The 24435-nt window shown below is 66.1% G+C and carries 22 protein-coding genes; 11 read left to right on the top strand and 11 right to left on the bottom strand.

Translation table 11 applies throughout. The features are described 5' to 3' along the window. Window position 1 precedes the first annotated feature (1 nt). Both recQ and VF649_RS09200 read right to left on the bottom strand, forming a co-directional pair. Complete coding sequence (gene recQ / locus VF649_RS09205; protein WP_331011665.1) at window positions 2-1762, bottom strand: DNA helicase RecQ; 1761 nt, start codon at window positions 1760-1762, stop codon at window positions 2-4. A gap of 181 nt (window positions 1763-1943) precedes the next feature. Beyond that, on the bottom strand, window positions 1944-3764 hold the full coding sequence (locus VF649_RS09200; RefSeq protein ID WP_331011664.1) for an ABC transporter ATP-binding protein/permease: 1821 nt from the start codon (window positions 3762-3764) through the stop codon (window positions 1944-1946). A gap of 100 nt (window positions 3765-3864) precedes the next feature. On the opposite strand from VF649_RS09200, the gene VF649_RS09195 reads away from it, so the two are divergent. Next, window positions 3865-4098 carry a hypothetical protein gene (locus VF649_RS09195; RefSeq protein WP_331011663.1) on the top strand — a complete coding sequence of 78 codons (234 nt, stop codon included), beginning with the start codon at window positions 3865-3867 and terminating at the stop codon, window positions 4096-4098. Between the two features lie 22 nt (window positions 4099-4120). On the opposite strand, the gene VF649_RS09190 is transcribed toward VF649_RS09195, so the two are convergent. Next, a complete protein-coding gene (locus VF649_RS09190; protein ID WP_331011662.1) occupies window positions 4121-5341 on the bottom strand; it encodes an FAD-dependent monooxygenase in 1221 nt (406 codons plus the stop codon). A gap of 157 nt (window positions 5342-5498) precedes the next feature. Between VF649_RS09190 and VF649_RS09185 the strand changes: the two genes are divergently transcribed. The 5 genes from VF649_RS09185 to VF649_RS09165 all read left to right on the top strand — a co-directional run bounded on the left by VF649_RS09185 (window position 5499) and on the right by VF649_RS09165 (window position 11280). Beyond that, on the top strand, window positions 5499-7832 hold the full coding sequence (locus tag VF649_RS09185; RefSeq protein WP_331011661.1) for an FtsK/SpoIIIE family DNA translocase: 2334 nt from the start codon (window positions 5499-5501) through the stop codon (window positions 7830-7832). A 224-nt stretch (window positions 7833-8056) separates the two neighbouring features. After that, window positions 8057-8662 (top strand): outer membrane lipoprotein carrier protein LolA, encoded by a 606-nt coding sequence (locus tag VF649_RS09180; protein WP_331011660.1) that lies wholly within the window; start codon window positions 8057-8059, stop codon window positions 8660-8662. A 268-nt stretch (window positions 8663-8930) separates the two neighbouring features. Continuing rightward, window positions 8931-9725 carry an exodeoxyribonuclease III gene (gene xth, locus VF649_RS09175; protein WP_331011659.1) on the top strand — a complete coding sequence of 265 codons (795 nt, stop codon included), beginning with the start codon at window positions 8931-8933 and terminating at the stop codon, window positions 9723-9725. Further along, window positions 9722-10783, top strand: coding sequence for a GTP cyclohydrolase II (gene ribA, locus VF649_RS09170; protein WP_331011658.1), 1062 nt, complete (start codon window positions 9722-9724; stop codon window positions 10781-10783). The genes xth and ribA overlap by 4 nt, the downstream gene beginning before the upstream one ends. Beyond that, entirely contained in the window at window positions 10780-11280 is a 501-nt protein-coding gene (locus VF649_RS09165; RefSeq protein ID WP_331011657.1) for a L,D-transpeptidase family protein, read from the top strand. The genes ribA and VF649_RS09165 overlap by 4 nt, the downstream gene beginning before the upstream one ends. A 251-nt stretch (window positions 11281-11531) precedes the next feature. On the opposite strand, the gene VF649_RS09160 is transcribed toward VF649_RS09165, so the two are convergent. Beyond that, the gene (locus VF649_RS09160) at window positions 11532-11882 is read right to left on the bottom strand and encodes a hypothetical protein (RefSeq protein WP_331011656.1); all 351 of its coding nucleotides are present in this window, start codon (window positions 11880-11882) and stop codon (window positions 11532-11534) included. Between the two features lie 262 nt (window positions 11883-12144). Further along, window positions 12145-12813: a YggS family pyridoxal phosphate-dependent enzyme gene (locus tag VF649_RS09155; RefSeq protein ID WP_331011655.1), complete on the bottom strand. Its 669-nt coding sequence runs from the start codon at window positions 12811-12813 to the stop codon at window positions 12145-12147. 23 nt (window positions 12814-12836) lie between these two features. On the opposite strand from VF649_RS09155, the gene VF649_RS09150 reads away from it, so the two are divergent. After that, complete coding sequence (locus VF649_RS09150; RefSeq protein ID WP_331011654.1) at window positions 12837-13364, top strand: thiamine phosphate synthase; 528 nt, start codon at window positions 12837-12839, stop codon at window positions 13362-13364. Window positions 13365-13379: 15 nt separating this feature from the next. On the opposite strand, the gene VF649_RS09145 is transcribed toward VF649_RS09150, so the two are convergent. Next, on the bottom strand, window positions 13380-14114 hold the full coding sequence (locus tag VF649_RS09145; protein WP_331011653.1) for a porin: 735 nt from the start codon (window positions 14112-14114) through the stop codon (window positions 13380-13382). Between the two features lie 221 nt (window positions 14115-14335). Here VF649_RS09145 and VF649_RS09140 point away from each other — a divergent pair, with 221 nt between their 5' ends. From VF649_RS09140 to holA, 4 genes are read left to right on the top strand one after another with little or no spacing between them, the layout of a single operon-like run. Further along, entirely contained in the window at window positions 14336-14770 is a 435-nt protein-coding gene (locus VF649_RS09140) for a DUF3576 domain-containing protein (protein ID WP_331011652.1), read from the top strand. Window positions 14771-14780: 10 nt separating this feature from the next. Then, window positions 14781-17381 (top strand): leucine--tRNA ligase, encoded by a 2601-nt coding sequence (leuS, locus tag VF649_RS09135; RefSeq protein WP_331011651.1) that lies wholly within the window; start codon window positions 14781-14783, stop codon window positions 17379-17381. Further along, window positions 17381-17887, top strand: a complete 507-nt coding sequence (lptE, locus tag VF649_RS09130; protein ID WP_331011650.1) for an LPS assembly lipoprotein LptE — start codon at window positions 17381-17383, stop codon at window positions 17885-17887. Before leuS ends, lptE begins: the two co-directional genes overlap by 1 nt. 17 nt (window positions 17888-17904) lie before the next feature. Continuing rightward, complete coding sequence (holA, locus tag VF649_RS09125) at window positions 17905-18903, top strand: DNA polymerase III subunit delta (RefSeq protein WP_331011649.1); 999 nt, start codon at window positions 17905-17907, stop codon at window positions 18901-18903. 10 nt (window positions 18904-18913) lie between these two features. Here holA and VF649_RS09120 read toward each other — a convergent pair whose 3' ends face one another. The 5 genes from VF649_RS09120 to mnmE all read right to left on the bottom strand — a co-directional run bounded on the left by VF649_RS09120 (window position 18914) and on the right by mnmE (window position 24342). Then, window positions 18914-19810, bottom strand: a complete 897-nt coding sequence (locus VF649_RS09120; RefSeq protein WP_331011648.1) for a ParB/RepB/Spo0J family partition protein — start codon at window positions 19808-19810, stop codon at window positions 18914-18916. Between the two features lie 10 nt (window positions 19811-19820). Further along, the gene (locus tag VF649_RS09115) at window positions 19821-20603 is read right to left on the bottom strand and encodes a ParA family protein (RefSeq protein ID WP_331011647.1); all 783 of its coding nucleotides are present in this window, start codon (window positions 20601-20603) and stop codon (window positions 19821-19823) included. Beyond that, window positions 20600-21190 carry a 16S rRNA (guanine(527)-N(7))-methyltransferase RsmG gene (locus VF649_RS09110; protein ID WP_331011646.1) on the bottom strand — a complete coding sequence of 197 codons (591 nt, stop codon included), beginning with the start codon at window positions 21188-21190 and terminating at the stop codon, window positions 20600-20602. Before VF649_RS09110 ends, VF649_RS09115 begins: the two co-directional genes overlap by 4 nt. Then, the gene (mnmG, locus tag VF649_RS09105; RefSeq protein WP_331011645.1) at window positions 21187-22989 is read right to left on the bottom strand and encodes a tRNA uridine-5-carboxymethylaminomethyl(34) synthesis enzyme MnmG; all 1803 of its coding nucleotides are present in this window, start codon (window positions 22987-22989) and stop codon (window positions 21187-21189) included. Before mnmG ends, VF649_RS09110 begins: the two co-directional genes overlap by 4 nt. 63 nt (window positions 22990-23052) lie before the next feature. Further along, on the bottom strand, window positions 23053-24342 hold the full coding sequence (gene mnmE / locus VF649_RS09100; protein WP_331011644.1) for a tRNA uridine-5-carboxymethylaminomethyl(34) synthesis GTPase MnmE: 1290 nt from the start codon (window positions 24340-24342) through the stop codon (window positions 23053-23055). Window positions 24343-24435 lie beyond the last annotated feature (93 nt).

The raw sequence follows: 24435 nt of genomic DNA, 5'->3' as shown, positions 1-24435 counted from the left end.
GCTAACCGTTCAGAACATCGAGAAACGCCCGGCCATAATCCTCCAGCTTGCGAGCGCCCACGCCGGAAATCCGACCGAGCGCATGCAGCGTCATGGGCCGGTTCGCCGACATCTCCCGCAGCGTGGCATCGTGGAAGATGACATAGGGCGGCACCCCCAGTTCCTTTGCCAGTTCACGGCGACACGCGCGCAACGCCTCGAACAGCGGATCATGCGGATGTTCCTCGGCCGTCGTCCCGCGACGCTTCGACGATCGCGCCGGGGGTTTGACGATCGCCAGCGTTTCTTCCCCCTTCAGCAGCGGGCGGGCACCCGGTCCGAAGGAGAGGCCGCCATAATCGTCGGCGCGCAGCGCATCGCGCGCGAGCAGCGCGCGGGCGACCGGCTTGATCAGCGCCAGATCCTCCGGTGTCGCGATGCCGAATACCGAGAGCTTGTCGTGCCCCAGCGTCCGTACCTTTTCCGTATCACGGCCGGCCAGCACGTCGGTCAGGTGCGTGACGCCGTAGCGCATTTCCGTCCGAAAGGCAGCGGACAGCAGCTTGCGCGCCGCCTGGGTCGCATCGATGCTGGACGGAGGATTGAGGCAATTGTCGCAGTTCCCGCAGACCGGCGGCGGCGACTCCCCGAAATGGCGAAGCAGGATCGCGCGGCGGCAACCCGCGGCCTCGACCAGCGCGCCGAGCGCGGCGAGCCGCTGGCGCTCGCTGCGCTGGCGATCCTCCCCGATATCGTCGGTGATGCGCCGGGTGGCGCGAGCGAAATCGTCGGCGCCCCAGAACAGATGCGCGACCGACGGATCGCCGTCGCGACCGGCGCGGCCGGTTTCCTGATAATAGCCCTCGATCGATTTCGGCAGGCCGGCATGCGCGACGAAACGCACATCGGGCTTGTCGATGCCCATGCCGAAGGCGACAGTTGCGACCATCACCATCTCCTCCGATGTCACGAACGCTTCCTGATTGCGCGCACGGATGCTGGCATCCAGCCCGGCATGATAGGCGCGGGTCGGCCGGCCGGTGCTAACGGCCAGCGCGGCCGCCAGCTTCTCGGTCGCGTCGCGCGTTGGGGCATAGACGATGCCCGGGCCGGGGGTGTCGCGCACGACCTGCGCCAGTTGCGCCGGCAGGCCGTCGCGCGGCGTGATGCTGTAGCAGATATTGGGTCGGTCGAACCCGGCCAGGATCAGGCCGTCGCCGGGAATGCCGAGCTGCGCCAGCACATCGTCACGGGTGTGGCGATCGGCGGTGGCGGTGAGCGCCAGTCGCGGGATTTCGGGATGGTCCTCCACCAGCGCGCGCAGCAGGCGGTAATCGGGGCGGAAATCATGCCCCCATTCGCTGACGCAATGGGCTTCGTCGATCGCGATCAGGCTGAGTTGCACGCGATCCACCATCCGGCGGAACCCCTCACCCGACGCGCGTTCGGGGGCGACGTAGAGCAGGTCGAGATCGCCGGCGAGGAACCGCCGCACCGTTTCCTCGCGATCATCATTGGCGGAGGTCAGCGCGGCCGCCCTGATCCCCGCCGCCGCCGCCGAGCGGACCTGATCATGCATCAGCGCGATCAGCGGCGAGATGATCAGCCCGGTGCCCGGCCGCGCCAGTGCCGGAACCTGATAGCAGAGCGACTTACCCGCTCCGGTGGGCATCACCGCCAGCGTATGCGCGCCGGCCATGATCCGGTCGATCACATCCTGCTGACGACCGCGGAAGCTGGCATAGCCAAAGGTTTCGTGGAGAATATCAAGGGGATTACGCACGCCGATCCCTTAGGCGGGGTCGCACGTCCATGCCAGCCTTGTGGCGCGAAATGCGGCCGGCGCTTTCCTACGAAGGTCACACAGGGTCACACGTGCCAGCGGTCATGGCGGGCCGCTCCGCGCTGTCGGCCGCTGGATCAGCGACGGACGAGGACGGGCCGCCGTGTAGGACAGCCCTGCCTCATTCCGCCGCGACGGCATCCGCCTGTTCATTGGCCTGGCGGGCCCACATCGCGGCATAGGCGCCTTCGCGGCGGAGCAGGTCGGCATGCGTGCCACGTTCCAGGACACGGCCCGCGTCCAGCACGACGATCTCATCGGCGTCGACCACCGTCGACAGGCGATGGGCGATGACAATGGTTGTGCGGCGGGCGGAGACGCGCGACAAAGTCTCCTGGATATCGGCCTCCGTCCGGCTGTCGAGCGCGCTGGTGGCTTCGTCCAGGATCAGCACCGGCGGATTCTTGACCAGCGTGCGCGCAATGGCCACGCGCTGCTTCTCGCCACCCGACAGCTTCAGCCCGCGTTCGCCGACCTTCGTCGCATAACCGTGCGGCATCGCGGCGACGAAGTCGTGGATCGCCGCGCCGCGTGCGGCCGCCTCGATCTCGGGTTCCGTCGCGCCTTCACGGCCATAGGCGATGTTGTAGCCGATCGTATCATTGAACAGGACGGTATCCTGCGGAACGATCCCGATCGCGGCGCGCAGCGATTCCTGGGTCACACCGGCGATATCCTGCCCATCGATGGTGATGCGTCCCCCGGTGACGTCATAGAAACGGAACATCAGTCGCGCGAGCGTCGATTTGCCCGCGCCGGAAGCGCCGACCACGGCAAGGGTATGACCCGCAGGAATATCCAGATCGATGCCATGCAGGATGCCGCGATCGGGGTCATAGCCGAAGCGCACATCTTCGAACCGGACCGCGCCGCCGGTGACCCGAAGCGCAGGCGCATCCGGGGCATCGACAACTTCGGAAGGAGTATCGATCAGGTCGAACATTGCGCGCATGTCGATCGCCCCCTGGCGCAGCGTGCGATAGACCATGCCGAGCAGGTCGAGCGGCCGGAACAGCTGCGCCAGCAGCGTGCTGACCAGCACCGCGTCGCCCGCCGAGAAGCGCCCCCGGCTCCAACCCCACACGACAAAGCCCATGCCGCCCGCCATCATCAGGTTGGTGATCAGCGCCTGCCCGATGTTCAGATAGGCCAGCGATGTCTCGTTCTTCACCGCGGCGCCGGCATAGAGCGTCATCGCACGATCATAGCGCCGGGCCTCGCGCTCCTCCGCTCCGAAATATTTGACGGTTTCGAAATTGAGCAGCGAATCGACCGCATGCGCGACCGCGCCGGTGTCGAGATCGTTCATCTGTTCGCGCAACCGGTTGCGCCAGTCGGTCACGACACGGGTGAAGACGATATAGAGGACCACCATCACCACGGTCGCCACCACCAGTTCCCACCCGAACCGCGAGCCGAAAATCTGAAGCACCAACCCGAGTTCGAGGAAAGTCGGGGCGATGTTGAACAGCAGAAAATAGAGCATCGTATCGATGCTCTTGGTGCCGCGTTCGACCACCTTGGTGACGGCCCCGGTGCGGCGATCGAGGTGGAAGCGCAGCGACAGCGCATGAAGATGGCGGAAGACAGTAGCGGCCAGGCGGCGGGTCGCATCCTGTCCGACACGTTCGAATACGGCATTGCGCAGATTGTCGAACAGCACGCTGGCGAACCGCGCCGCCGCATAGCCGGCGACCAGCATCAGCACGAGGAACAGCGCCTGCGATCCGCCCGGCCGGCCCATGGCATCGACCGCGCCCTTCAGCGCGAACGGCGCGCCATAGACCTGCACCGCTTTCGACGCGAGCACGAACAGCAGCGCCACCACGATCCGGATGCGCAGCGTGGGCGCATCCTTCGGCCACAAAAAGGGCAGGAAGCGGGCAAAGGTGCGAAAGCCCTGATCGGGCATGGCGGCGGCGGGAGCGGTATCGGGAGGCATCCGCGTCTAGATAGGAAGTCTATGGCCGCAGACCAGCGATCAGTGGAACCGGAAACGCGACGACCCGTTTCCAATGTCACACCGAACGAAGGCGTCCAGCATGGAACCTGTCCTCTACGTCCTCGCGATCCTGGGTTGTGGGGATGGCCAGACCCGATGCCAGGCGGTGCGGATCGAACCCGCCCGGTACACGTCGGTGGCGTCCTGCCGCGCCGCGATGCCAGACGCGCTGTTGCGGAGCACCGACCTTGAGTTTCCGGTTGTGGCCAGCGAATGCCGCAAGGCCGCTCAGGTTGCCGCGGTGAAGAAACCCGTGCGCGTCGCCGCACGCTGACTGATAACGGGCTGGCCCGATATCAGGCGCAGCGTCCGGCCAGCAGTTCGGGAAGATCGCCGCTTTCGCCGCGGGCCTCTGCCATGAACCGATCCTTCAACGCGGGGATCCGCTGGACCGCAGCCAGACCGAACCGGCGGACGACGGCGGCGGTGCGGCCGGGTAGCCCGAACAGGCGGGTCAAACCATCGGTGGTCGAGGCGACCAGAAATGTGTCCAGCGCGCGCCAGCGTTCGTAGCGGGCCAGCACCTGCGCATCGCCGAAGTCGAGACCGAGCCGGGCACCTTCGACCAGCACCTGGACCAGCGCCGCGACATCGCGAAAGCCCAGGTTGAGCCCCTGGCCGGCAATGGGATGAATCCCGTGCGCCGCATCCCCCACCAGCGCCAACCGGCGGCCGGTAATGTGCGCGGCATGGTGGAACCCAAGCGGATAGGCGGCGCGCGGTCCGTTGGCGTCGATGGATCCCAGCAACCCGCCCATCCGCTTCGTCGCTTCGGCCAGGAAGGCACGGTCGGGCAGGGCCAGCATGGCAGGGCCGTCACGTTCGGCGACCGTCCACACGATCGCCGACCGGTGACGCCCGTCGGCATCGTCCAGCATCGGCAGGATCGCGAACGGGCCGGCCGGATAGAAGATTTCATGCGCAACGCCGTCATGCGGGCGTTCGTGATAAATGCCGCCGATGATGGCGTGATGGGCATAGCGCCAGCGGGCGATCCGGATGCCCGCCGCCTCGCGCGTCGGCGACGCGCGTCCCTCCGCCGCGATCAGCAGCGGAGCGGACAGAACCCGTCCGTCCGTCAGCGTGACGCGCACACCATCGGCATCACGGACCGTAGACGCGGCCGCGGCAGGTTGCAGCACCGTCACGCCGCCCGCTGCGAGCGCCGATTCGCGCAAGGCGGTCCGCAGCCGGCGATTTTCGAACATGATGCCAAGCGGTCCATCCGTTGGATCGGCATCGAAGGCGAGCCCGCCCCCGACCAGCCCGTCGCTGACCTGGATACTGCGGATCGGGCAGCCCTGCCCGTCAAGCCGGTCGGCGACGCCGATCGCCTGCAGCATGCGCCACGACGCGCTGGCGACCGCGGAGGCGCGGCCATCAAAGCCGGGGGCGAGTTGCGCCGCGGGATCGGCGGGATCGATGACGATGCTGGTAAGGCCATGCGCGTCCAGGGCGGTGGCAAGGGTAAGCCCGACGAGTCCGCCGCCGAGGATGATGACGTCCGCTGTATCCATGGGACCGGTGTAGGCGGGGACGGCGGGCGGGGAAACGGCCTTTTGCACGGTTGGGCAATTGGTCCGCGCCTTGACCCCATCTTGCCCCCCGGCGCATGATACCGGGTGGAACAGACGCAGCACGGCGACAGGCCGGCGGCGCGGGCGGGATCGGGACATGGCAAGCGACGGAATGGCGGCAACCACGATGTGGCGGTCGCAGGCGAAGGCAGCGGCGGTGCGATCGGGCACGCTGGCGATGGCCGCGCTGCTGCTGGCGACGACGCTGGCATTAGGCTTTGCCATGGCCAGCTATCATGGCAGCGATCCGTCGCTGAACACCGCCGCCGACGGTCCGGTGCTGAACGTGCTGGGCATACCCGGCGCGTGGACCGCGGATATCCTGTTCACGCTGTTCGGCCTGCCGGCGCTGTTGCTGGTGCCGCTCATCCTGCTGGCGGGTCTGCGGTTGTGGCGCGGAGCGCCGGCCGGGCGGTGGGGTCGATCGCTGGCCCTTGCGCTGGTCGGGATCATGATGCTGGGCGGTGCGCTGGCGCTGTTCCGCAACGGCGCCAGCGGGCAATTGCCGGCGGGATGGGGCGGGATGGCCGGGATCGGGATCGCCGCGGCCGTCGATGCCCTGTCCACGTTCGTGCCCGGCGCGGGTGCGGCCAGGATCGCGCGGATGAGCGTGATGGCGCTGCTGGTACCGGCCGGACTGGCGATCGGCATGCGCGGGTTGGCGTTGCAGGCGGGCGAACGCGCGTTCCTGGGCAAGGTCCGCCGGCGGCGGGGGGCCGAGGATGGCGACGGCGCGACGCGCGATGCGGCTGATTTCCCGGTCGACGACCTGATCGTTCCCGCCACGCGCCCGCCGCGGCCGGTGGCGGTGCCCGATGGCCGCGCGCCACCGGTCATCACCGAACCGTCGACCGCACCCGCACCGGCACGACGGCCGGCGGCAGCGCAGACCAAGCTCGACCTGCGCGATACCTATGAACTGCCGCCGATCGACCTGCTGACGCCGCCCCCGCCATCGTCGGGCACCCCGATCGACCGCGCCGCGTTGGAACGCAATGCGCGGTTGCTGGAATCGGTGCTCGACGATTTCAAGGTGAAGGGGCAGATCGTCGAGATCCGGCCCGGTCCGGTGGTCACGATGTACGAACTGGAACCCGAATCGGGGATCAAGGCCAGCCGCGTGATTGCGCTGGCCGACGATATCGCGCGCAACATGTCGGCGCTGTCGGCGCGGGTCGCTGTGATCCCGGGCCGCACGGTGATCGGCATCGAACTGCCCAACCAGAAACGCGACATGGTGGCGCTGTCCGAACTGGTAGCGAGCCAGGGGTTCGAGGATCAGCAGGCGCAGCTGCCGCTGATTCTGGGCAAGAACATCGCCGGCGATCCGGTGATCGCGGACCTGGCGCCGATGCCGCATCTGCTGGTCGCGGGTACCACCGGTTCCGGCAAATCGGTCGGGCTGAACTGCATGATCCTGTCGCTGCTCTACCGGCTGACGCCGACCCAGTGCCGCATGATCATGATCGATCCGAAGATGCTGGAACTGTCGATCTATGACGACATTCCGCATCTGTTGTCGCCGGTCGTCACCGATCCGCCAAAGGCGATCCGCGCGCTGAAATGGGCGGTGGAGCAGATGGAGGAACGCTACCGGATGATGGCGTCGGTTGGCGTGCGCGGGCTGGGATCGTTCAACGACAAGGTGCGGCAAGCCAAGGTGAAGGGCCAGCCGCTCGGCCGCAAGGTGCAGACCGGCTATGACGCGGAGACCGGCACGCCGATCTACGAGGAAGAGAAGCTGGAATATGAGGTGTTGCCGCAGATCGTGGTGATCGTCGACGAGCTGGCGGACCTGATGATGACGGCCGGCAAGGAAGTCGAGTTCCTGATCCAGCGGCTGGCGCAGAAGGCGCGTGCGGCGGGCATCCACCTGATCATGGCGACGCAGCGGCCATCGGTGGACGTCATCACCGGCGTCATCAAGGCCAACCTGCCGACGCGGATCAGTTTCCAGGTGACCAGCAAGATCGATTCGCGCACCATTTTGGGCGAACAGGGGGCCGAACAGCTGCTGGGCAAGGGCGACATGCTCTATATGCCCGGCGGCAAGCAGATTGCGCGCGTCCACGGACCGTTCGTAAGCGACGAGGAAGTGCGCGCGGTGGCGGATTTCTGGCGCGGGCAGGGTCAGCCCGACTATATCAAGGCCGTCACCGAGGAACCGGAAGACGGCGGCTATGCGCTGGAAGGCGCGCCGAGCGGGCCAGACGACCCCGAAACCCAGGCCTATCGCCGTGCCGTGCAGCTGGTGGTGGAGAACAAGAAGGCATCGACCAGCTGGCTGCAGCGACAGCTGCGCGTCGGATATAACAGCGCGGCGCGGCTGATCGAACGGATGGAAAAAGAGGCGATCATCAGCCAGCCCGACCATGTCGGCCGGCGCGAGGTGCAGGTGGAGCCGGAGGACCTGCCGCGCATCCTGGGGTGAATGCCCGGCGGGATGGAATGTCGTTGCTGGAAGGCGGCGGGGATTCTTCGCCGATCGGATGTGCCATCCAAGGTGATCGGCCCGAATGTGCTGGCAGCGGCGACCTGCACGTCCATCGCGATGGAACCGGTGTCTCTCACTTCCGAACGGCTTCGAACTGCCGGTTCAGAGGCGGTTCAAACCGCGTCCGGCACTATCCATCGACACCATCCGCTGGAGTGACCATGTTCCGTTCCATTCTGATCGCGGCCATGTTGGCCACACCCGTTGCCGCCACCGCGCAGACCACCCCGCTGGCGCAGGTGTCGCAGCATCTGCGGGCGGTGAGCACGATGACCGCGGACTTCGTGCAGACCGACCGCATGGGCAAGTCGGTCGGCGGCAAGCTGAGCATGAAGCGGCCGGGCAAGGTCCGGTTCCAGTATCAGAAGGGCGTACCGCTGACGATCGTCGGGGATGGGCGCGCGCTGACCGTCTATGACGCGTCGGTCCGGCAGGAATCCCGCTGGCCGATCGGCAATTCGCCGCTGTCGGTGCTGCTGGATCCGTCCAAGGATCTGAGCCGCGTCGCGAAGGTGGCGCCCTCGCCCAGCCCGCAAATGGTGCTGGTGGAGGCCCGCGACCCCAAGCATCCGGAATTTGGCACCACCACCATTGCGTTCAACCGCAGCGCGTCCGCGCCCGCCGGTTTGATGCTGGTCGGCTGGTCGACGCTGGACGCGCAGGGCAACCGGTCTTCGGTGCGGCTGTCGAACCAGCGTTTCAACGGGCCGGTCGACGATCGGCTGTTCCGCTGGATCAGCCCGCGCCGGACCGGGCCGCGGGGCTGAGCCGCGCCCCGGACCGGCGGACGCAGAACTTTCCCAATGGACACAAACCGTTCATCCGGGCGCAAGGATGAATCGCTATAAGCCGACCTGCGGTTGCGGAGCCGCCACCGGGTTTCCCCCCTGTTGCCCGATCGGTTCCGTACCCCGCCTGCGTGACGAACGACAGGTCGGCCCTCGCTCCATGCCCCCGGAGCGGGGGCCATTTCGTTTGGGGTGAGCTCCATCGCGGTGGCTGGCGCCGTATCGATGCCGGCGCTACATGCGCGGCATGGCCGACCGTCTTAAGATCGCTTCGTGGAACATCAATTCGGTGCGCGCCCGGTTGGAGATCGTGCAACGGTTTCTGGCCGACGAAGCGATCGACATCCTGTGCCTGCAGGAAACCAAGGTCATCGACGATACCTTCCCGGCGGCGCCGTTCCGGTCGATGGGCTATACGCACCAGATGCTGAACGGCCAGCGGATGCACCACGGCGTCGCGATCCTGAGCCGGGTCCCGTTGGCGGTCGACCAACGTCACGACTGGCAGGATAATGGCGAGGCACGGCATATCGGCGCGGTGCTGGACTGCGGGATCCGGATCGAGAATGTCTATGTCCCGGCCGGCGGCGATATTCCCGATCGCACATTGAACCCGAAATTCGGACAGAAGCTGGACTTCATCGCACGGATGACGCGCTGGTCGGAAACGGTCGATCATCCCACGTTGCTGGTCGGCGATTTCAATATCGCCCCGCTGGAATGCGACGTGTGGAGCCACAAACAGCTGCTGGACGTCGTCAGCCACACGCCGACCGAGGTCGCGGCGCTGGAACGATTGCAGGCGGCGGGGCGCTGGGTTGATCTTGGTCGTCAATTCGTGCCGGCGCCCGAAATGCTGTTCACCTGGTGGAGCTATCGCGCGTCCGACTGGCGCGCATCGAACCGCGGCCGGCGGCTGGATCATATGTGGGCGACCGCCGATGTCGCGGCCAAGGCGGTGGCGCACCGGGTGCATGTCGATTGCCGCGACTGGCTGAAGCCGTCCGATCATGTGCCGTTGGTGACCGAGTTCGCGTTGTGAGCGATCCGCGCGCGGCGGCCCGCGCCATCGACGCGCTGCGGCGCGGATGGCCGGTCAGCATCGGCGGCATGGACGGCGCAATCCACGTCCTGGCGATCGAAACCGCCGATGCCGACCGACTGGGGGCGTTCGACCCGGCGGCAGCGGCGGGCATATTATTGTCGCCCAGCCGCGCGGCCACGCTGAAGCTGGTCAACCAGCGGGATGCGGCGGCGCCCGCGATGCCGGCGCTGGTCAGGCGGGTTCCGTGGATCGATTTCGCGGGCGCGGTCGCGTTGGCCGATCCGCAACGCGACCTGGCGACCCCAATGAAGGGCCCGTTCCCGGCCGCGCCGCTGACGACCGTCGCGGCGGCGGAAGCGGCGCTGACACTGGCGCGGCTCGCAGGTGTGCTACCGGCGTTCTTCCTGCTGCCGCATGCCGGGGAACCGGTCGATGTCACTGCGCAGGATGTCGCAGCCTATGCCGCGCCGGACGGCCTGCGCATTGCGTCGCGCGCCCGATTGCCGGTCGCCGCGGCGGAGCATTCCGAGATCGTGGCGTTCCGCAGCGCGGAGGACCCGACCGATCATGTCGCGCTGCTGATCGGGACGCCCGACGGGCGACCGCCATTGGTGCGGCTGCATAGCGAGTGCCTGACCGGCGATGTCCTGGGATCGCTGAAATGCGATTGTGGACCGCAATTGCAGGCGGCACTGACCGCGATTGCGGACGCCGGCTGGGGCGTGCTGCTGTATCTGCGGCAGGAGGGACGCGGGATCGGGCTGATCAACAAGCTGCGCGCCTATGCATTGCAGGATCAGGGATTCGACACCGTAGACGCGAATCTCCGGCTGGGTTTTGCGATCGACGCGCGCGATTTCGGGGTGGCGGCACGGATGCTGACGCTGCTGGGGATCGACGCGGTGCGATTGCTGACCAACAATCCGGCCAAGGTCGCGGGGTTGGAGGCAGCGGGCGTGACGGTGGTGGAACGGGTGCCGCATGCGGTGACGCCCAACCCGCACAACCACGCCTATCTGGCGACCAAGCGCGATCGGACCGGACACCAGCTATGATCCGGGTCGACACCGGCGCGCGCACGCTGAGCCTGGACGGATGGGCCATCGGCTGCACGATCGGACGCGGTGGCACCTGCCCCGCCGCCGACAAGCGCGAAGGCGACGGGCGGACACCGCTGGGGATCTGGCCGGTGCGTGCGGTGCTGCTGCGACGCGATAGGGTGACCGTGCCGGCGGGATTGCGGCTGCCCTGGCGCTGGATCGATCCCGCCGACGGGTGGAGCGACGACGTCCGCGACGCGGCCTATAACCGCCCGGTCCGCCATCCCCATCGCTTCTCCGCCGAACGGCTGTGGCGTGCGGACGGGCTGTATGACGTGATCGTCGTGCTGGGCCACAACGATGCGCCGCCGGTGCCGGGGCTGGGCAGCGCGATCTTCCTGCATTGTCGTGACGGCGACCGCCCGACCGAAGGCTGCGTCGCGGTAGAGCGAGCAGCGTTATTGGCTATGCTGGTCGAAATGGCGGCGGAAGAACTGGTGGAGATTCAATAATATTTGGAAATACTGCGTAAAATCGCCGGGGCGTAGTTCCCAGTCTATTTGGCTTCCGTCCAGTTAATCGTGGTCAGTGAACGTGGGCCGCAAATGCCGGGCCGTTTCTCCGAAACGTCACAGAAGCCGTGCCATCGATGGTGCATCGGTTTTGTGCATCGCCTAAGTACCCGCCTTTGGGCTGTTTCGTGATTGATGCAGAACCTGTGATTTTCGCATCAGGGACGCGAAAACTGGCAGGGAGCGGCCCTTCAGGTATCGGCCTCATCCAGCGAGAAGGTCTCCCGCTCAATTTCCATTTTTGCGCCCCGCATACGTTTGTGAGCGCAGTCGAAGTGCGCGTAAATTGTCTGCGTCGGCGCTGCTATGGCGTCGTTCCACAGGTTGCTTAGACCTAAATGAAGCGCGTCGGTATGCTCGCGCGAGATGCCGCTGCCGCAGAACCAACATTCGTAGCCCTCGCCAAGTAGCGCGTTTGCCAGACCCGGATTCGTGTCCACGGCAGTGAGCATTTCCGCCAGAGCAACACGATCACGGCTTGCCAGAGCTTCGTCAAAGGCCGGAAGCAATCCCGCAGCAAAGAGCCGCTCGTTCAGCGTCATTCCAGAGAATCGTTCTTCACTCATTGGTGAAGGCTAACGCCCGCTTGCAGGGAGCGCCACCCGGGCCATCAACGGCGACAATGGAGCGTCAGCCGACCGGCCGTTTGCGTCGCCGTGCTGATGCAAAACTTTTAAGTTTTGCATCAGTGAGGGCGGCAGAGGTTTCCCGTGGAACGTATGGAGATGATCTTAAGTCCGTTATCGCAGCTTGACGGCCATGCCGATCACGAACGCAAACACTTCTCGTGACGCCCAATCCCGCTCACGCCCGCGCCCCGAATAGTGCGGTCCCGATGCGGACGTGGGTGGCGCCGATCTGGACGGCCGTTTCATAGTCTTCGGACATGCCCATGCTGAGCCCGGTCAGGCCGTGGTCGCGGGCGAGTTTGGCGAGCAGAGCGAAATAAGGCGCTGCTTCGACCCCGGCCGGCGGCACCGCCATCAGACCTGCGACGGGCAGTCCGGCACCACGCGCCTGATCAAGCAAGGCGGGAAGATCGGCAATGGCGCAGCCACCCTTCTGCGCCTCTTCGCCGATATTGACCTGCAGGAAACAGTCGGGGCGGCGGCCCGACCGATCCATCGCGCGGGCGAGCGCAGCAACGAGCGACGGGCGATCGACACTATGGATCGCATCGAACAGCGCGACGGCGGCATCGGCCTTGTTCGATTGCAATTGCCCCACGAGGTGCAGGGCAGTGCCGGGATAGGCGTCGCGCAGCGCCGGCCACTTCGACTCCGCCTCCTGCACCCGATTCTCGCCAAAGGCGCGGTGGCCGGCGTCGAGCAGGGGCGCGATCTCCTCGACGCTTCGCGTCTTGCTGACGGCGATCACCGTGACCGGGTTACCGGCGGGGCGCAGGGCGACGGCGCGCGCGATCCGGGTGGTGGCATCGGCGAGGCGCGCGGCGGGAGGCATGTCCTGGGTCATCGTCCGTCGCTATAGGGCGATGCATGCGACCACGCCACGCCCGCCTGCCGACCGTCTTCATGATGACCGACCCGCGCATGGGCGATGGATTATGGCACGCGCTCGACCGACTGCCGCGCGGCGCCGGCGTGATTTTCCGCCATCATGGCGTGCCCGGACGGCGAATGCTGTTCGATCGTGTCCGGCGGGTAGCGCGGGCGCGGGGTCTGGTGCTGATCCTGGCGGGCAGCCCGGCGATGGCGCGGGGATGGCGGGCGGACGGCGTGCATGGCGCGGCGCCCGGGCGGACGCCGCTGCGCACGATCGCCGCGCACAATGCGCAGGAGATTCAACGTGCGGGGCGGATGGCGGCGGACCTGGTGCTGTTGTCGCCGCTGTTCGCCACCCGGTCGCACCCCGGCACGCGGACATTGGGGCGGGTGCGGTTCGGATTGCTGGCCCGCCGGTCACGCGTTCCGGTGGTGGCACTGGGCGGGATGGATACCGTCGCCGCGCGCAGCCTGCGCGGCTTTGGTATTCATGGCTGGGCGGGGATCGACGCGTTCCTGTGAACGGTGGAACGGGGATCAGAAGCGGAACGCGGTGCCGATATAGATCGCCTGGCTGTCGCGCCGCTGATCGGCAACTGCATCGATACGGTCACGTTGCGTCTTGTAGCGCAGGCCACCGGCCAGATCGAGATTGCGGGTCAGCGAATAGGCGCCGCCGAGATCGACCGAGTAGCTTTGATCCGCCCCGATCAGTGCCGGACGCTGCCCCAGCGCGCGATCGGCACCAAGTTGTAGGCGCGTGCTCCACTTGCGACCCGAATAGCTGAGCCCGAGGTCGATCGCCTCATTGTCGATCGGCAGCAGATTGCCTTCGGTCTTCGCAAAATCGCCCGACAAGGCGAACTTCTTCCAACCGACCGAGACACCGAGATTATAGGCCGACGGCGCCAGCGCGAGATTCGCGACGTTCGTGATGATGCCGGCGCGTTGCGCTTCGATCCGGGCGTTCGCGGCGCGGGCGCGCACAGCGATGGTCACCGCCCGGCGGCTGCCGGGTGCCGTGGACGGCGTGAAGCGGAACCCGCTGCTGTTGAGGCCGGTGATGCTGGCCAGCGCGGCGCGGCGCGGATCGGCCGCCGCCGGCGTGAAAGATCCGATACCGCTGGCCGATGGCAAGGAGATACCGGATGCCCCTGACAGCCGCCGGCGGACCGGGCGCGTGGCCGCATCGGCGGGCGGGACAGCGGACGCGATGAGGACGAGCGCCGTTACCGCTCCCAACACCCCATTAATGGCGCGATTCGCTGCCACGACGCTTCTGGTCCTCCACCCCGAGAAACATGAATAGCATGGAGCAGTTGCAGCCTGCCACCCGCGATTGGTATTATCGTCGCGGCTGTTGCACGAACCCCACAATCGTCGCGCATGGCGGGATCGTGTCGCATGCTTGCGGGGCTTGGCCCAGGCCCTATAACGCGTGGGATCAGGCCGTCCTTCGACGGTGTTGCCCCTGCTGCCTTCGAGGTTTCGTCATGCGTCTGTTTCGCTCCGCGCTCATCCTGGGACTTGTCACGGCGTTGTCAGCCTGCGGCGGCGGCAACAAGGGACGTCCAACCGCGGAAATGGCACCGTCGCGGGTGACCACCATCGGCGTGAACAGCTATCTGTGGCGGGCCGCGCTGGACACATTGTCGTTCATGCCCATGGGACAGGTGGATTCCAACGGTGGCGTGATCGTGACCGATTGGTATCAGAATCCCGCGCTGCCGTCCGAACGGATGAAAGTGACGGTGTCGATCCTCGACCAAGACCTGCGCGCCGATGCGTTGCGCGTCGCTGCATCGCGGGAAGTCTACCAGGGTGGGCGATGGACCGAGGCGCCGGTGCAGGCGGCCACCGTCCAGAAGCTGGAGGAAGTGATCCTCACCAAGGCCCGCGACCTGCGCCGCACCGCCGTTGCCGGCTGAGGACCGCGTCATGACACTGCCGGCCGATCCCGCGCCGTCGCCTGGCCCTGTCCAACCGGTGCGGTTCAACGCGCTTGCGGCCGATCCACGGTGGCAGGCGGTGTGGGAGGAACGCGGCACGTTTCAGGCGGACGATGCCAGCCCGAAACCGAAAAGCTATGTGCTGGAGATGTTCCCCTATCCATCGGGGCGCATCCACATGGGGCATGTCCGCAATTATACGATGGGCGACGTCCTGGCGCGCTATCGCCGGATGACCGGGCACGAAGTGTTGCACCCGATGGGGTGGGACGCGTTCGGCATGCCGGCGGAAAATGCCGCGATGGAAAAGGGCGTTCATCCCGGCGCGTGGACCCGAGCCAACATCGCCGACATGCGCGCGCAGCTGAAGCGGCTGGGCTTCGCACTCGATTGGAGCCGCGAACTGGCGACCTGCGAACCCGATTATTACGGGCAGGAACAGGCGCTGTTCCTCGACCTGTTCGCGCATGGCCTGGTCTATCGGAAGGAAAGCTCGGTCAACTGGGACCCGGTCGATCACACCGTGCTGGCCAATGAACAGGTGATCGACGGTCGCGGCTGGCGGTCGGGTGCGCTGGTCGAGCGGCGCAAGCTGAACCAGTGGTTCCTGCGGATCACCGATTTCGCGGACGAGCTGCTCGCCGGGTTGGGCGGGCTAGACCAGTGGCCGGCCAAGGTCCGGACGATGCAGGAGAATTGGATCGGCAAGAGCCGTGGGTTGAAATTCCGGTTCGCGATCCGCGACCCCCTGCCCGGCCATGCCATGCTGGAGGTGTTCACCACCCGGCCCGACACGATCTTCGGCGCGAGCTTTGCTGCGATCGCTGCGGATCATCCGATCGCGCAAGCGCTGGCGGCGGGTAATCCGGCGCTGGTCGATTTCATTGCCGCCTGCAAGCGCACCGGCACCGCCGCCGCCGAGATCGAGACCGCGGAGAAGATGGGCTATGACACCGGCCTTCGCGTCGTGCATCCGTTCGATCCCGACTGGACGCTGCCGCTGTTCGTCGCCAATTTCGTGCTGATGGATTATGGTACGGGCGCGGTGTTCGGCGTGCCGGCGCATGATCAGCGCGACCTGGATTTCGCACGCAAATATCAGCTGCCGGTGACGCGGGTGGTGGCGCCCTCCCCCGCCGAGGCCGACGCGCCGATCCAGGACGAGGCCGACAGCGCGCCAGGCGTACTGGTGCATTCCCGGTTTCTGGACGGCATGCTGGTCGAGGCTGCCAAGGCGGCCGTGATCGCGCGCGCGGAGGCCGATGGGTGGGGCGAAGGCACCACGATCTGGCGGCTGCGCGACTGGGGCGTCTCGCGCCAGCGCTATTGGGGTACGCCGATCCCGATCGTGCATTGTGATGCCTGCGGCGTCGTTCCGGTTCCGGTGGCGCAGCTGCCCGTGGTGCTGCCGGAGGATGTGGCGTTCGATGTGCCCGGCAATCCGCTGGACCGCCATCCGACATGGAAACATGTCGCATGCCCGGGGTGCGGGCAACCCGGGCGGCGCGAGACCGATACGCTCGACACGTTCGTCGATTCGTCCTGGTATTTCATCCGTTTCGCCAGCCAGCCGAAGGACAAGCCCTTCGACAAGGCGGTGGCGGAGCAATGGTTGCCGGTCGGGCAGTATATTGGCGGCGTCGAACATGCGATCCTGCACCTGCTCTATGCACGGTTCTGGACGCGGGCGCTGCATCGGATCGGTCGGCTGGATGTTGCGGAACCCTTTGCGGGGCTGTTCACGCAGGGGATGGTGACGCACGAGACGTATTCAATGCGTGTCGAGGAACGCACGGAAAGCGGTGAGATGCTGGTCGTGCCGAAGTGGCTGTCGCCGGACGAGATCGAACGCCGCGACGACAGCGTCGTCGAACGCGAAACGGGGATGCCCGTCATCGTCGGCCGTATCGAGAAGATGTCCAAGTCCAAGAAGAACACGATCGATCCGGGGCCGATCGTCGACCAATATGGCGCGGATGCGGTGCGGTGGTTCATGCTGTCCGACAGCCCGCCGGAACGCGACCTGCCGTGGAGCGAGGCGGGGATCGAAGGTGCGTGGCGCTTCGTGCAGCGGCTGTGGCGATTGACCGCGCCGAATGACGCGGCATTGGCCGGGTCCGACGCCGAACTTGACAGGCGGGTCGCGCGCGCGACGGCGGGCATTGCGGAGGATATCGAGGCGCTGTCGTTCAACAAGGCGGTGGCGAAACTCTACGAACTGACCAACGCGCTCGACAAGGCCGGGCCCTCGGCATCCCGAACGGCGGCGGTCGAAACCCTGGTTCGGCTGGTGGCGCCGATGGTGCCCCACCTGGCGGAGGAAGCCTGGGAGCGGCTGGGCGGCGACGGGCTGGTGGCGGACGCCGCCTGGCCCACCGTCGATCCGGCGTTGCTGATCGATGACGTCGTAACAATCGCGGTGCAGGTCAACGGCAAGCTTCGCCATACACTGGCGGCGCCCAAGGATGCCGACAGGGCGATGCTGGAAGCGATGGCGATGGCGTCGGACAAGGTGATCCGTCAACTGGAAGGGGCAAGCCCACGCAAGATCATCGTCGTGCCGGGCCGGCTCGTGAACATCGTCGCATGATGCGGCGACTCACCCCTGCCCTGCTTGCGCTCGGGCTATTGGCCGGTTGCGATCTGCGCCCGGTTTACGGCGGTGGCGGGAGCGGTCCGGTCGCAACCGCGCTGGGCGAAATCGCGGTCGCGCCGATCGCCGGCAAGACGGGTTATCTGATGCAGGGTGCGCTTACGGATCGGCTGACCGGCGGGCCCAGCGCCGCACGGCGGCTGGAAGTCGAACTGGATGACCAGATCACGGGATTCGGTATCCGCAGCGACCAGTCGGTCACGCGCGAGCGGCGGACGTTGCGTGCGCGCTACCGGCTGGTCGACAGCGCAGCGGGTACGGTGTTGCTGGACGCGACCGCCAGTTCCGATGCCGGGATCGACGTGGTCAGTTCAGAATATGCGCTGATCGCGGCCGAACAGACCGCGTTGGAGCGGCTATCGAAAGATATAGCCGACCAGATCGTAGCGCGATTGGCGCTGTATGCGCGACGGTCGGGTGCGGCGGTGGCTCCCCCCCGGTGATCCTCAAGCGCCCCCAGATGGAACGGGCGCTGGACAAGCCGGACCCCGCCGTCCGCATGTTCCTGCTCTATGGCCCTGACGAGTCCGGGTCGCGTGATCTGGCCGCGCGGCTGGGAAGGGCCATGCCGGGCGCGGAGCGGATCGACCTGAGCGGTGCCGGGTTGAAGGCCGATCCGGCGCGCTTGTCCGACGAAGCAGCGGCGATGTCGCTGTTCGGTGATCGCCGTTATATCCGCGTCGAGCCCGCCGGGGACGACATGATCGAGGCGGCGGAGACGTTGATGCAGGCACCCGCCGCCGGGAACCCGGTGATCGTCGTGGCCGGTGCGCTGCGCAAGGATGCCAAGCTGGTCAAGCTGGCGACCGCGCATCCGGACATATTGACCTGCATCTCCTACCCGCCCGAAGGTGTGGAGGCCGATCGGATCGCGATCACCATGGCCGCAGCCGAAGGGTTGCGGATCGACCCGGAGGTGGCGCAGGCGCTGGCCTCGGCATGCGGTGGCAACCGTGCGCTGTTGTCGCGCGAGATCGAGAAGTTCGCGCTGTATCTGGATGCCGCCCCGGACCGGCTTGTGGTGCTGGACATGACGGCGTTCGAGGCCCTCTCGGCGGATGCGGAGGGGAGCGATGTCAATGCGCTGGTCAATGCAACATTTGATGGCGATCTCGCGACCTTGGACGCTGCGCTGGGCAGGCTGGATGGTGCGACCGAGGCCGTCCCGGTCCTGCGCTCGCTGCTACGGCGGACGCTGCTGCTCTCCGGGCTCCGCGCCGATGTGGCACGCGGCGCGAGCGTCGACCAGGTTATGGCCGGTGCCGGAAAGGCGATTTTCTACAAGGAACGCGGCATTGTGGCCGGACAGCTTGCGCGCTGGGCTCCCACGGCACTGGCGCGTGCGGCAGAACGTCTGGCGCAAGCGGAACGCGACGTGAAATCCACCCGAACGACCGGGGCGGCCGGGCTTGGGGAAGTCCTGTTTGCGATCGGCCGGCAAGCACGCCGACGCGCGTGAGCCGGCCGGATCAGATCAGTTCACCACTCAGGCGCTGGCACACCATGTCGAGCTGATCGAGGGTGGAATAGCGCAGCGTCACGCTGCCGCCGTCCTGACCATGAACGATGGCGACCTTCAACCCAAGCAGATCACCCAGCTGCCGCTGCAACGCGGCGATATCGGCGTCGGGCTCCGAAGCGGTTGGGGCCGGCTTTGGCGGCCGTTGTGGCTTTGCCGTCCGCGCCAGCTGTTCGGTTTCGCGGACCGAAAGCCCGCGGTCCAATACCTCCCGCGCCAGGCTGACCGGGTTTTCGGCGGTAACCAGCGCCCGCGCGTGGCCCATCGACAGGAGGCCAGCGGAAACATCGGCACGCACCGGCTCCGGAAGATCCAGCAGCCGCATCAGATTGGCGACATGGCTCCGTGACTTGTTGACGAGCTTGCCCAGCGCTTCCTGGCTATGGCCATATTCGGCCATCAGGCGCTGATAGGCTTCGGCCTCCTCAATGACATTGAGGTCCTGACGCTGGATGTTCTCGATCAGGGCGACTTCCAGCGTTTCGATATCGTTGAACGCCCGGATGATGACCGGCACTTCATGAAGCTGAGCACGCTGTGCCGCCCGCCACCGCCGTTCTCCGGCGATGATCTGATATCCACGATCAAAGGGCCGCACCAAAATCGGCTGGAGCACGCCGCGCGCTGCGATCGACTCCGCCAGTTCGTCGAGCGACGCCTCGTCGAAATGGCGGCGCGGTTGTCCTGGATGCGGATGGATGGCGGCGACCGCCACGGACTGAACACCCAGGGGGCGCACGCCATCCGCCGCCACCGGTGCCTCGCGGTCGACCTCCCCCAGCAGGGCGGAGAGCCCGCGGCCCAGGCCAGCCGGACGCTTTCGGATATGGATGCCGTCGCTGCTCATCATCGTTCCTTCACGCGGCCTGCGCCGGGGCCGGCAGTCGCCCAATCAACTCTCTGGCAAGCGCGATATAAGCTTCGGACCCCGAACAGCGATGATCGTAGATCAAGGCGGGCAGCCCGTGGCTCGGCGCCTCCGACAGGCGCACGTTGCGCGGAATGACCGTGTCGAACACGACGCCACCCAGACAGGCGCGGACATCCTGTGCAACCTGTTCGGACAAGCGGTTGCGACGATCATACATGGTGAGCGCCACGCCGAGGATTGACAGGCCGGGATTGAACCGGGCGCGGATCCGCTCGAACGTCTGCAGCAACTGGCTCAACCCTTCCAGAGCGAAGAATTCGCACTGAAGGGGGACAAGAAGCAGTCGCGCCGCGACAAGGGCATTGATCGTGAGCAGTCCCAGTGACGGCGGACAATCGATCAGGCAAACGTCCCAGCGCCCGGGCTGGGCCATATTGATCGCGGTATCCAACCGATGCGTGCGATGTTCGAAGTCGATCAGTTCGATCTCGGCACCCGAGAGGTCAACGGTTGCAGGGACAAGGTCCAGCCGCGGCACCCTGGTTGGAATCGCGGCATCGACCAGGCTGCTGTCGCCGCGCAGTACCTCGTAACTCGATGCGTTGCGCTCCTGCTGCTGCACGCCAAGCCCGGTCGATGCATTTCCCTGAGGATCGAAGTCGATCAGCAGCACGCGCCAGCCCGCCGCGGCGAGCGCCGTAGCAATGTTGATGGCCGTGGTGGTCTTGCCCACGCCGCCCTTCTGATTCGCTACGGCTATCCGGATCATCGCGGCTTCCTTTCCGTAGGGCGAACATCGGAGGCGATGATGATCGCGGCGTCGGCATCCGTCCTGCTGGGGACCAAGTTAAACCGACCTTGCCATGTTGCGCGGGCGTCCGCCAGTTCGGTGATTGCGGTGCGGCCTTTCGGCAGAACCCAGACGGTATCGGCAGCGGAAAAGCGGACCGCGGTCGCAAAGAGTTTCGGCAGGGGCGCGTAGGCTCGGGCCGTGATCCTGTCAAAGCGTTCGGTCGGCATGGTTTCAATGCGACCCGCGTGGAGCGTAGCCCGATCGCCGAGATCAAGATCCTGGATCACCGCGGCCAGAAAATCACTGCGGAGGCGACGGCTCTCGACCAGCCGAACGTGCGCGCCAAGGATTGCGAGAACAATCCCCGGTAGCCCTGCCCCGGATCCGATGTCGAGCCATCGACCGCCGGGAGCATGGTCGAGAAGTTGCGCCGAGTCATCCAGGTGTCGCGTTTCGAAATGTTCGAGGCTCGACGCTGACACGAGGTTCTGGTTCAGAGCCTCGCTTCGCACCAAGGCTGCATAGCGCTGTAGTCGCTCTTGTGTTTCACGTGGAACACTCATGCCGCGCGGCGCGCCTCGACCAAGATAGCCGTCAACGCCGCCGGCGTAATACCGCGAATGCGCGACGCGGCCTTCAAATCCGCTGGGCGTGCATGCTGCAGCCGTTCAACCATCTCCAGCGACAGCCCGGCTATCTGGTCATAAGCAATGCTATCCAGAGCGAGATTGATGCCCCCAAGGAGACGGCCGGCCTCCGCGCGCTGTCGCTCGACATAAGGCGCGTACAGCTGATCGGCCACGACCTCGGCAACGATCGGCATCGGCACTTGTGATAGTTCCGGGACCTCCCGAAGAACGGCTTCTGCTGGCTCGGGTGCGGAAAAGGCTTTCTTGATCTGTACGGCCCGCGCCGGAGATCCGATCGCGGCATCGAGCGCCACGCGACCAGTATCCCTGAGCCTTTGCCGCGCGGCAAAGGCCGCGCGTCGCTCCGCGCGAACGGCACCGACCGCGATCGCGTGCAGTGTCAGCCTTCTTTCCGCATTGTCCGCACGCAAGTGCAGTCGATTATCAGCGCGGGCGGTCAGCATGCGATAGGGTTCGGTGATCCCCTGAAGCGTCAGATCATCGATCATGACCCCGATATAGCTTTCGGTTCGATCGAAGAATATCGGTCCCGTTCCCAGCGCCCGCGCGGCCGCATTCAATCCGGCGACCAGCCCCTGCCCCGCGGCCTCTTCGTAACCGGTGGTTCCGTTGATTTGTCCAGCGAGGAACAGGCCGGGCAATGCTCCCAACGCCAGGCTGGCATCCAGCGCGCGAGGATCGATATAGTCGTACTCGACGGCGTACCCTGCTTCCAGGATCTCGACCGCTTGGAGGCCCGCAATGGTCCGCAGAAACGCCCGTTGGGCCCCAAGCGGCAAGGATGTCGATATCCCGTTGGGGTAGATGGCGGCCGTGTCGAGCCCCTCCGGCTCCAGAAAGATCTGATGCCCGTCGCGGTCCCCGAAGCGGTGCACCTTGTCCTCGATCGAAGGACAATAACGCGGGCCTGATCCGGTTATGCGCCCCGAGAACAATGGCGACTGGTCCAGCGCCCCACGGATGATGTCATGCGTGGCGGCGTTGGTTCGCGTGACGGCACAGTGCAGCTGAGGGAGGATGCGCGCTCCTGAAGCAGGGGACATCGTCCAAGGGTCAGTGTCGCTTGCTTGCTGCTCCAAGGCTGCCCAGTCGATGGTGCGACCGTCGAGCCTTGGCGGCGTGCCCGTCTTAAGCCGGCCCATGGGCAGGTCCAAGCCACGGAGCTGCTCGCCGAGGACCGTCGCCGATGCCTCCCCTACGCGACCACCAAGTTCCGATTGCAAGCCGGTGTGCAACACGCCGTTCAGGAACGTTCCGGTCGCGAGCACGACCGACGTCGTCGCGATGCAGCCCGTCCTGGTATTCAACCCGACGATCTGCCCACGTTCTATGAGCAGGCCGACAACATCGGCTTCTAGGATGGCGAGATTTCGATAGCCCCGCAACATCGCCTGAACCGCAGCGGCATATCTGACACGATCGGCCTGGATCCGTGGACCTTGAACCGCCACGCCCTTGCTGCGATTGAGCATCCGGTAATGGATCGCGGCGGCATCGGCCGCCTGTGCCATGATACCATCCCAGGCATCGACTTCGCGAACGATATGACCTTTGCCGATCCCGCCGATTGCGGGGTTGCACGACATCGCGCCGATCCGGTCGGCACGCATCGTGACCAGAGCGACCGAGGCGCCCAACCGGGCAGCGGCAGCGGCAGCTTCACATCCTGCATGGCCGCCACCGACCACCACAACGTTATAATGCTGATTCATGAGAGCTGATATAGCCGTTCAGGCGGCGCTTTGCACGACCGCTGATATGTTCCACGTGGAACATCATTTCCCCAAGCAGAATTGCCCGAATATCACGTCCAGCACATCCTCAAAACCCGCCTTGCCGGTCAGCCGATCAAACGCGGCGCATAGCCGGCGCAACGCTTCTGCTTGCAACACGAGGTCCGTGATCGATGCGGCATCGTCCGCGGCCGCCGCGGCAAGCGCAAGCTCTTGTCGCTGACGGCGTGACAAAGCGACACCGTCGGGCTGCGGCAGCAACAGCGTAGCACGCGCGCGCAGCCAGTGCCCGAGAGCATCCATACCCTCCCCCGTCACAGTAGAGATGGCCATCCTGTCATTGGGGATCGCCTCATGCAGCCGGATGTCGCGGCGTGGAAACAGCCATGCCGTGTTAGGATGTGATGGCGGCGGCTCATCACCGAGCCAGAGCAGGAGGTCTGTCCGCGCTATACGATCCCGCGCGCGATCGATACCGATCCGTTCGACCAATTCCTCACTCTCGCGAAGCCCGGCGGTGTCCGAGAACAGGAAGGGCACACCTGCGATGGTCACCGGGACGTCCACGACGTCGCGGGTCGTACCCGGCAGCGGGGACACGATGGCCGCATCCCTTTGAACAAGGGCGTTCAAGAGGCTGGACTTCCCGGCATTGGGTGGCCCCGCGAGAACGACGACGATGCCGTCTCGCAAGCGTTCGACCGATGGAGCGGCCAGCGTGTCGGTGATCGTTCGGGCCAGCGTGCGCGCCTCAGCCGCTATGTCGACGCGCGCAGCGGCAACATCATCCTCATCGCCAAAGTCAAGGCTCGCCTCGACCAAGGCCGCCAGCCGAAGCGCCGTTTGCCGGCACGGGTCGATGATTCGTCCCAACGTGCCATCGGCCATCGCCAGCGCCGCCCTGCGCTGATACTCGGTTTCGGCCGATAGCAGGTCACCGAGCGCCTCCGCCTCCAGCAGGTCGATCCGGCCGTTCAGGAACGCACGTCGGGTAAACTCGCCAGCCTCCGCCGCCCGCGCCATGGGGATCTCGGACAGGACAGCCAGCATCCTTGCAACGACGGCTCGTCCGCCATGCAGATGCAGCTCGGCCAGATCCTCGCCGCTGACCGTGGCAGGACCCGGAAACCACAGGATCAGTGCCTGATCGATCAGCGCACCGTCGCGGTCGCGCAAGCGGCGTAGCGTCGCCAGCCGCGGAGCCGGCAAAACTCCCGCAACGGCCGCGAGGATCGTTCCTGCTGCAGGGCCGCTGATCCGGATGATGGCAATGCCCGCCGGCGGTGCGCCACTCGATACAGCGAAGATCGTGTCCCTGCCCATTACGGTCATGATCTCATGTCGTCTTTCCGGCCTTCCCCATCTGCTCGGTCAGCTGCCGCCACAGCATCATCCCGGCCTCCCCCATCGGCGCCCAGCTTTTCA

This window comes from Sphingomonas sp., from assembly GCF_036387535.1.
Classification (GTDB): domain Bacteria; phylum Pseudomonadota; class Alphaproteobacteria; order Sphingomonadales; family Sphingomonadaceae; genus Sphingomonas_R.
Note: the sequence above shows the minus strand (reverse complement) of the source record. Positions and strands in the feature narration are given on the sequence as shown.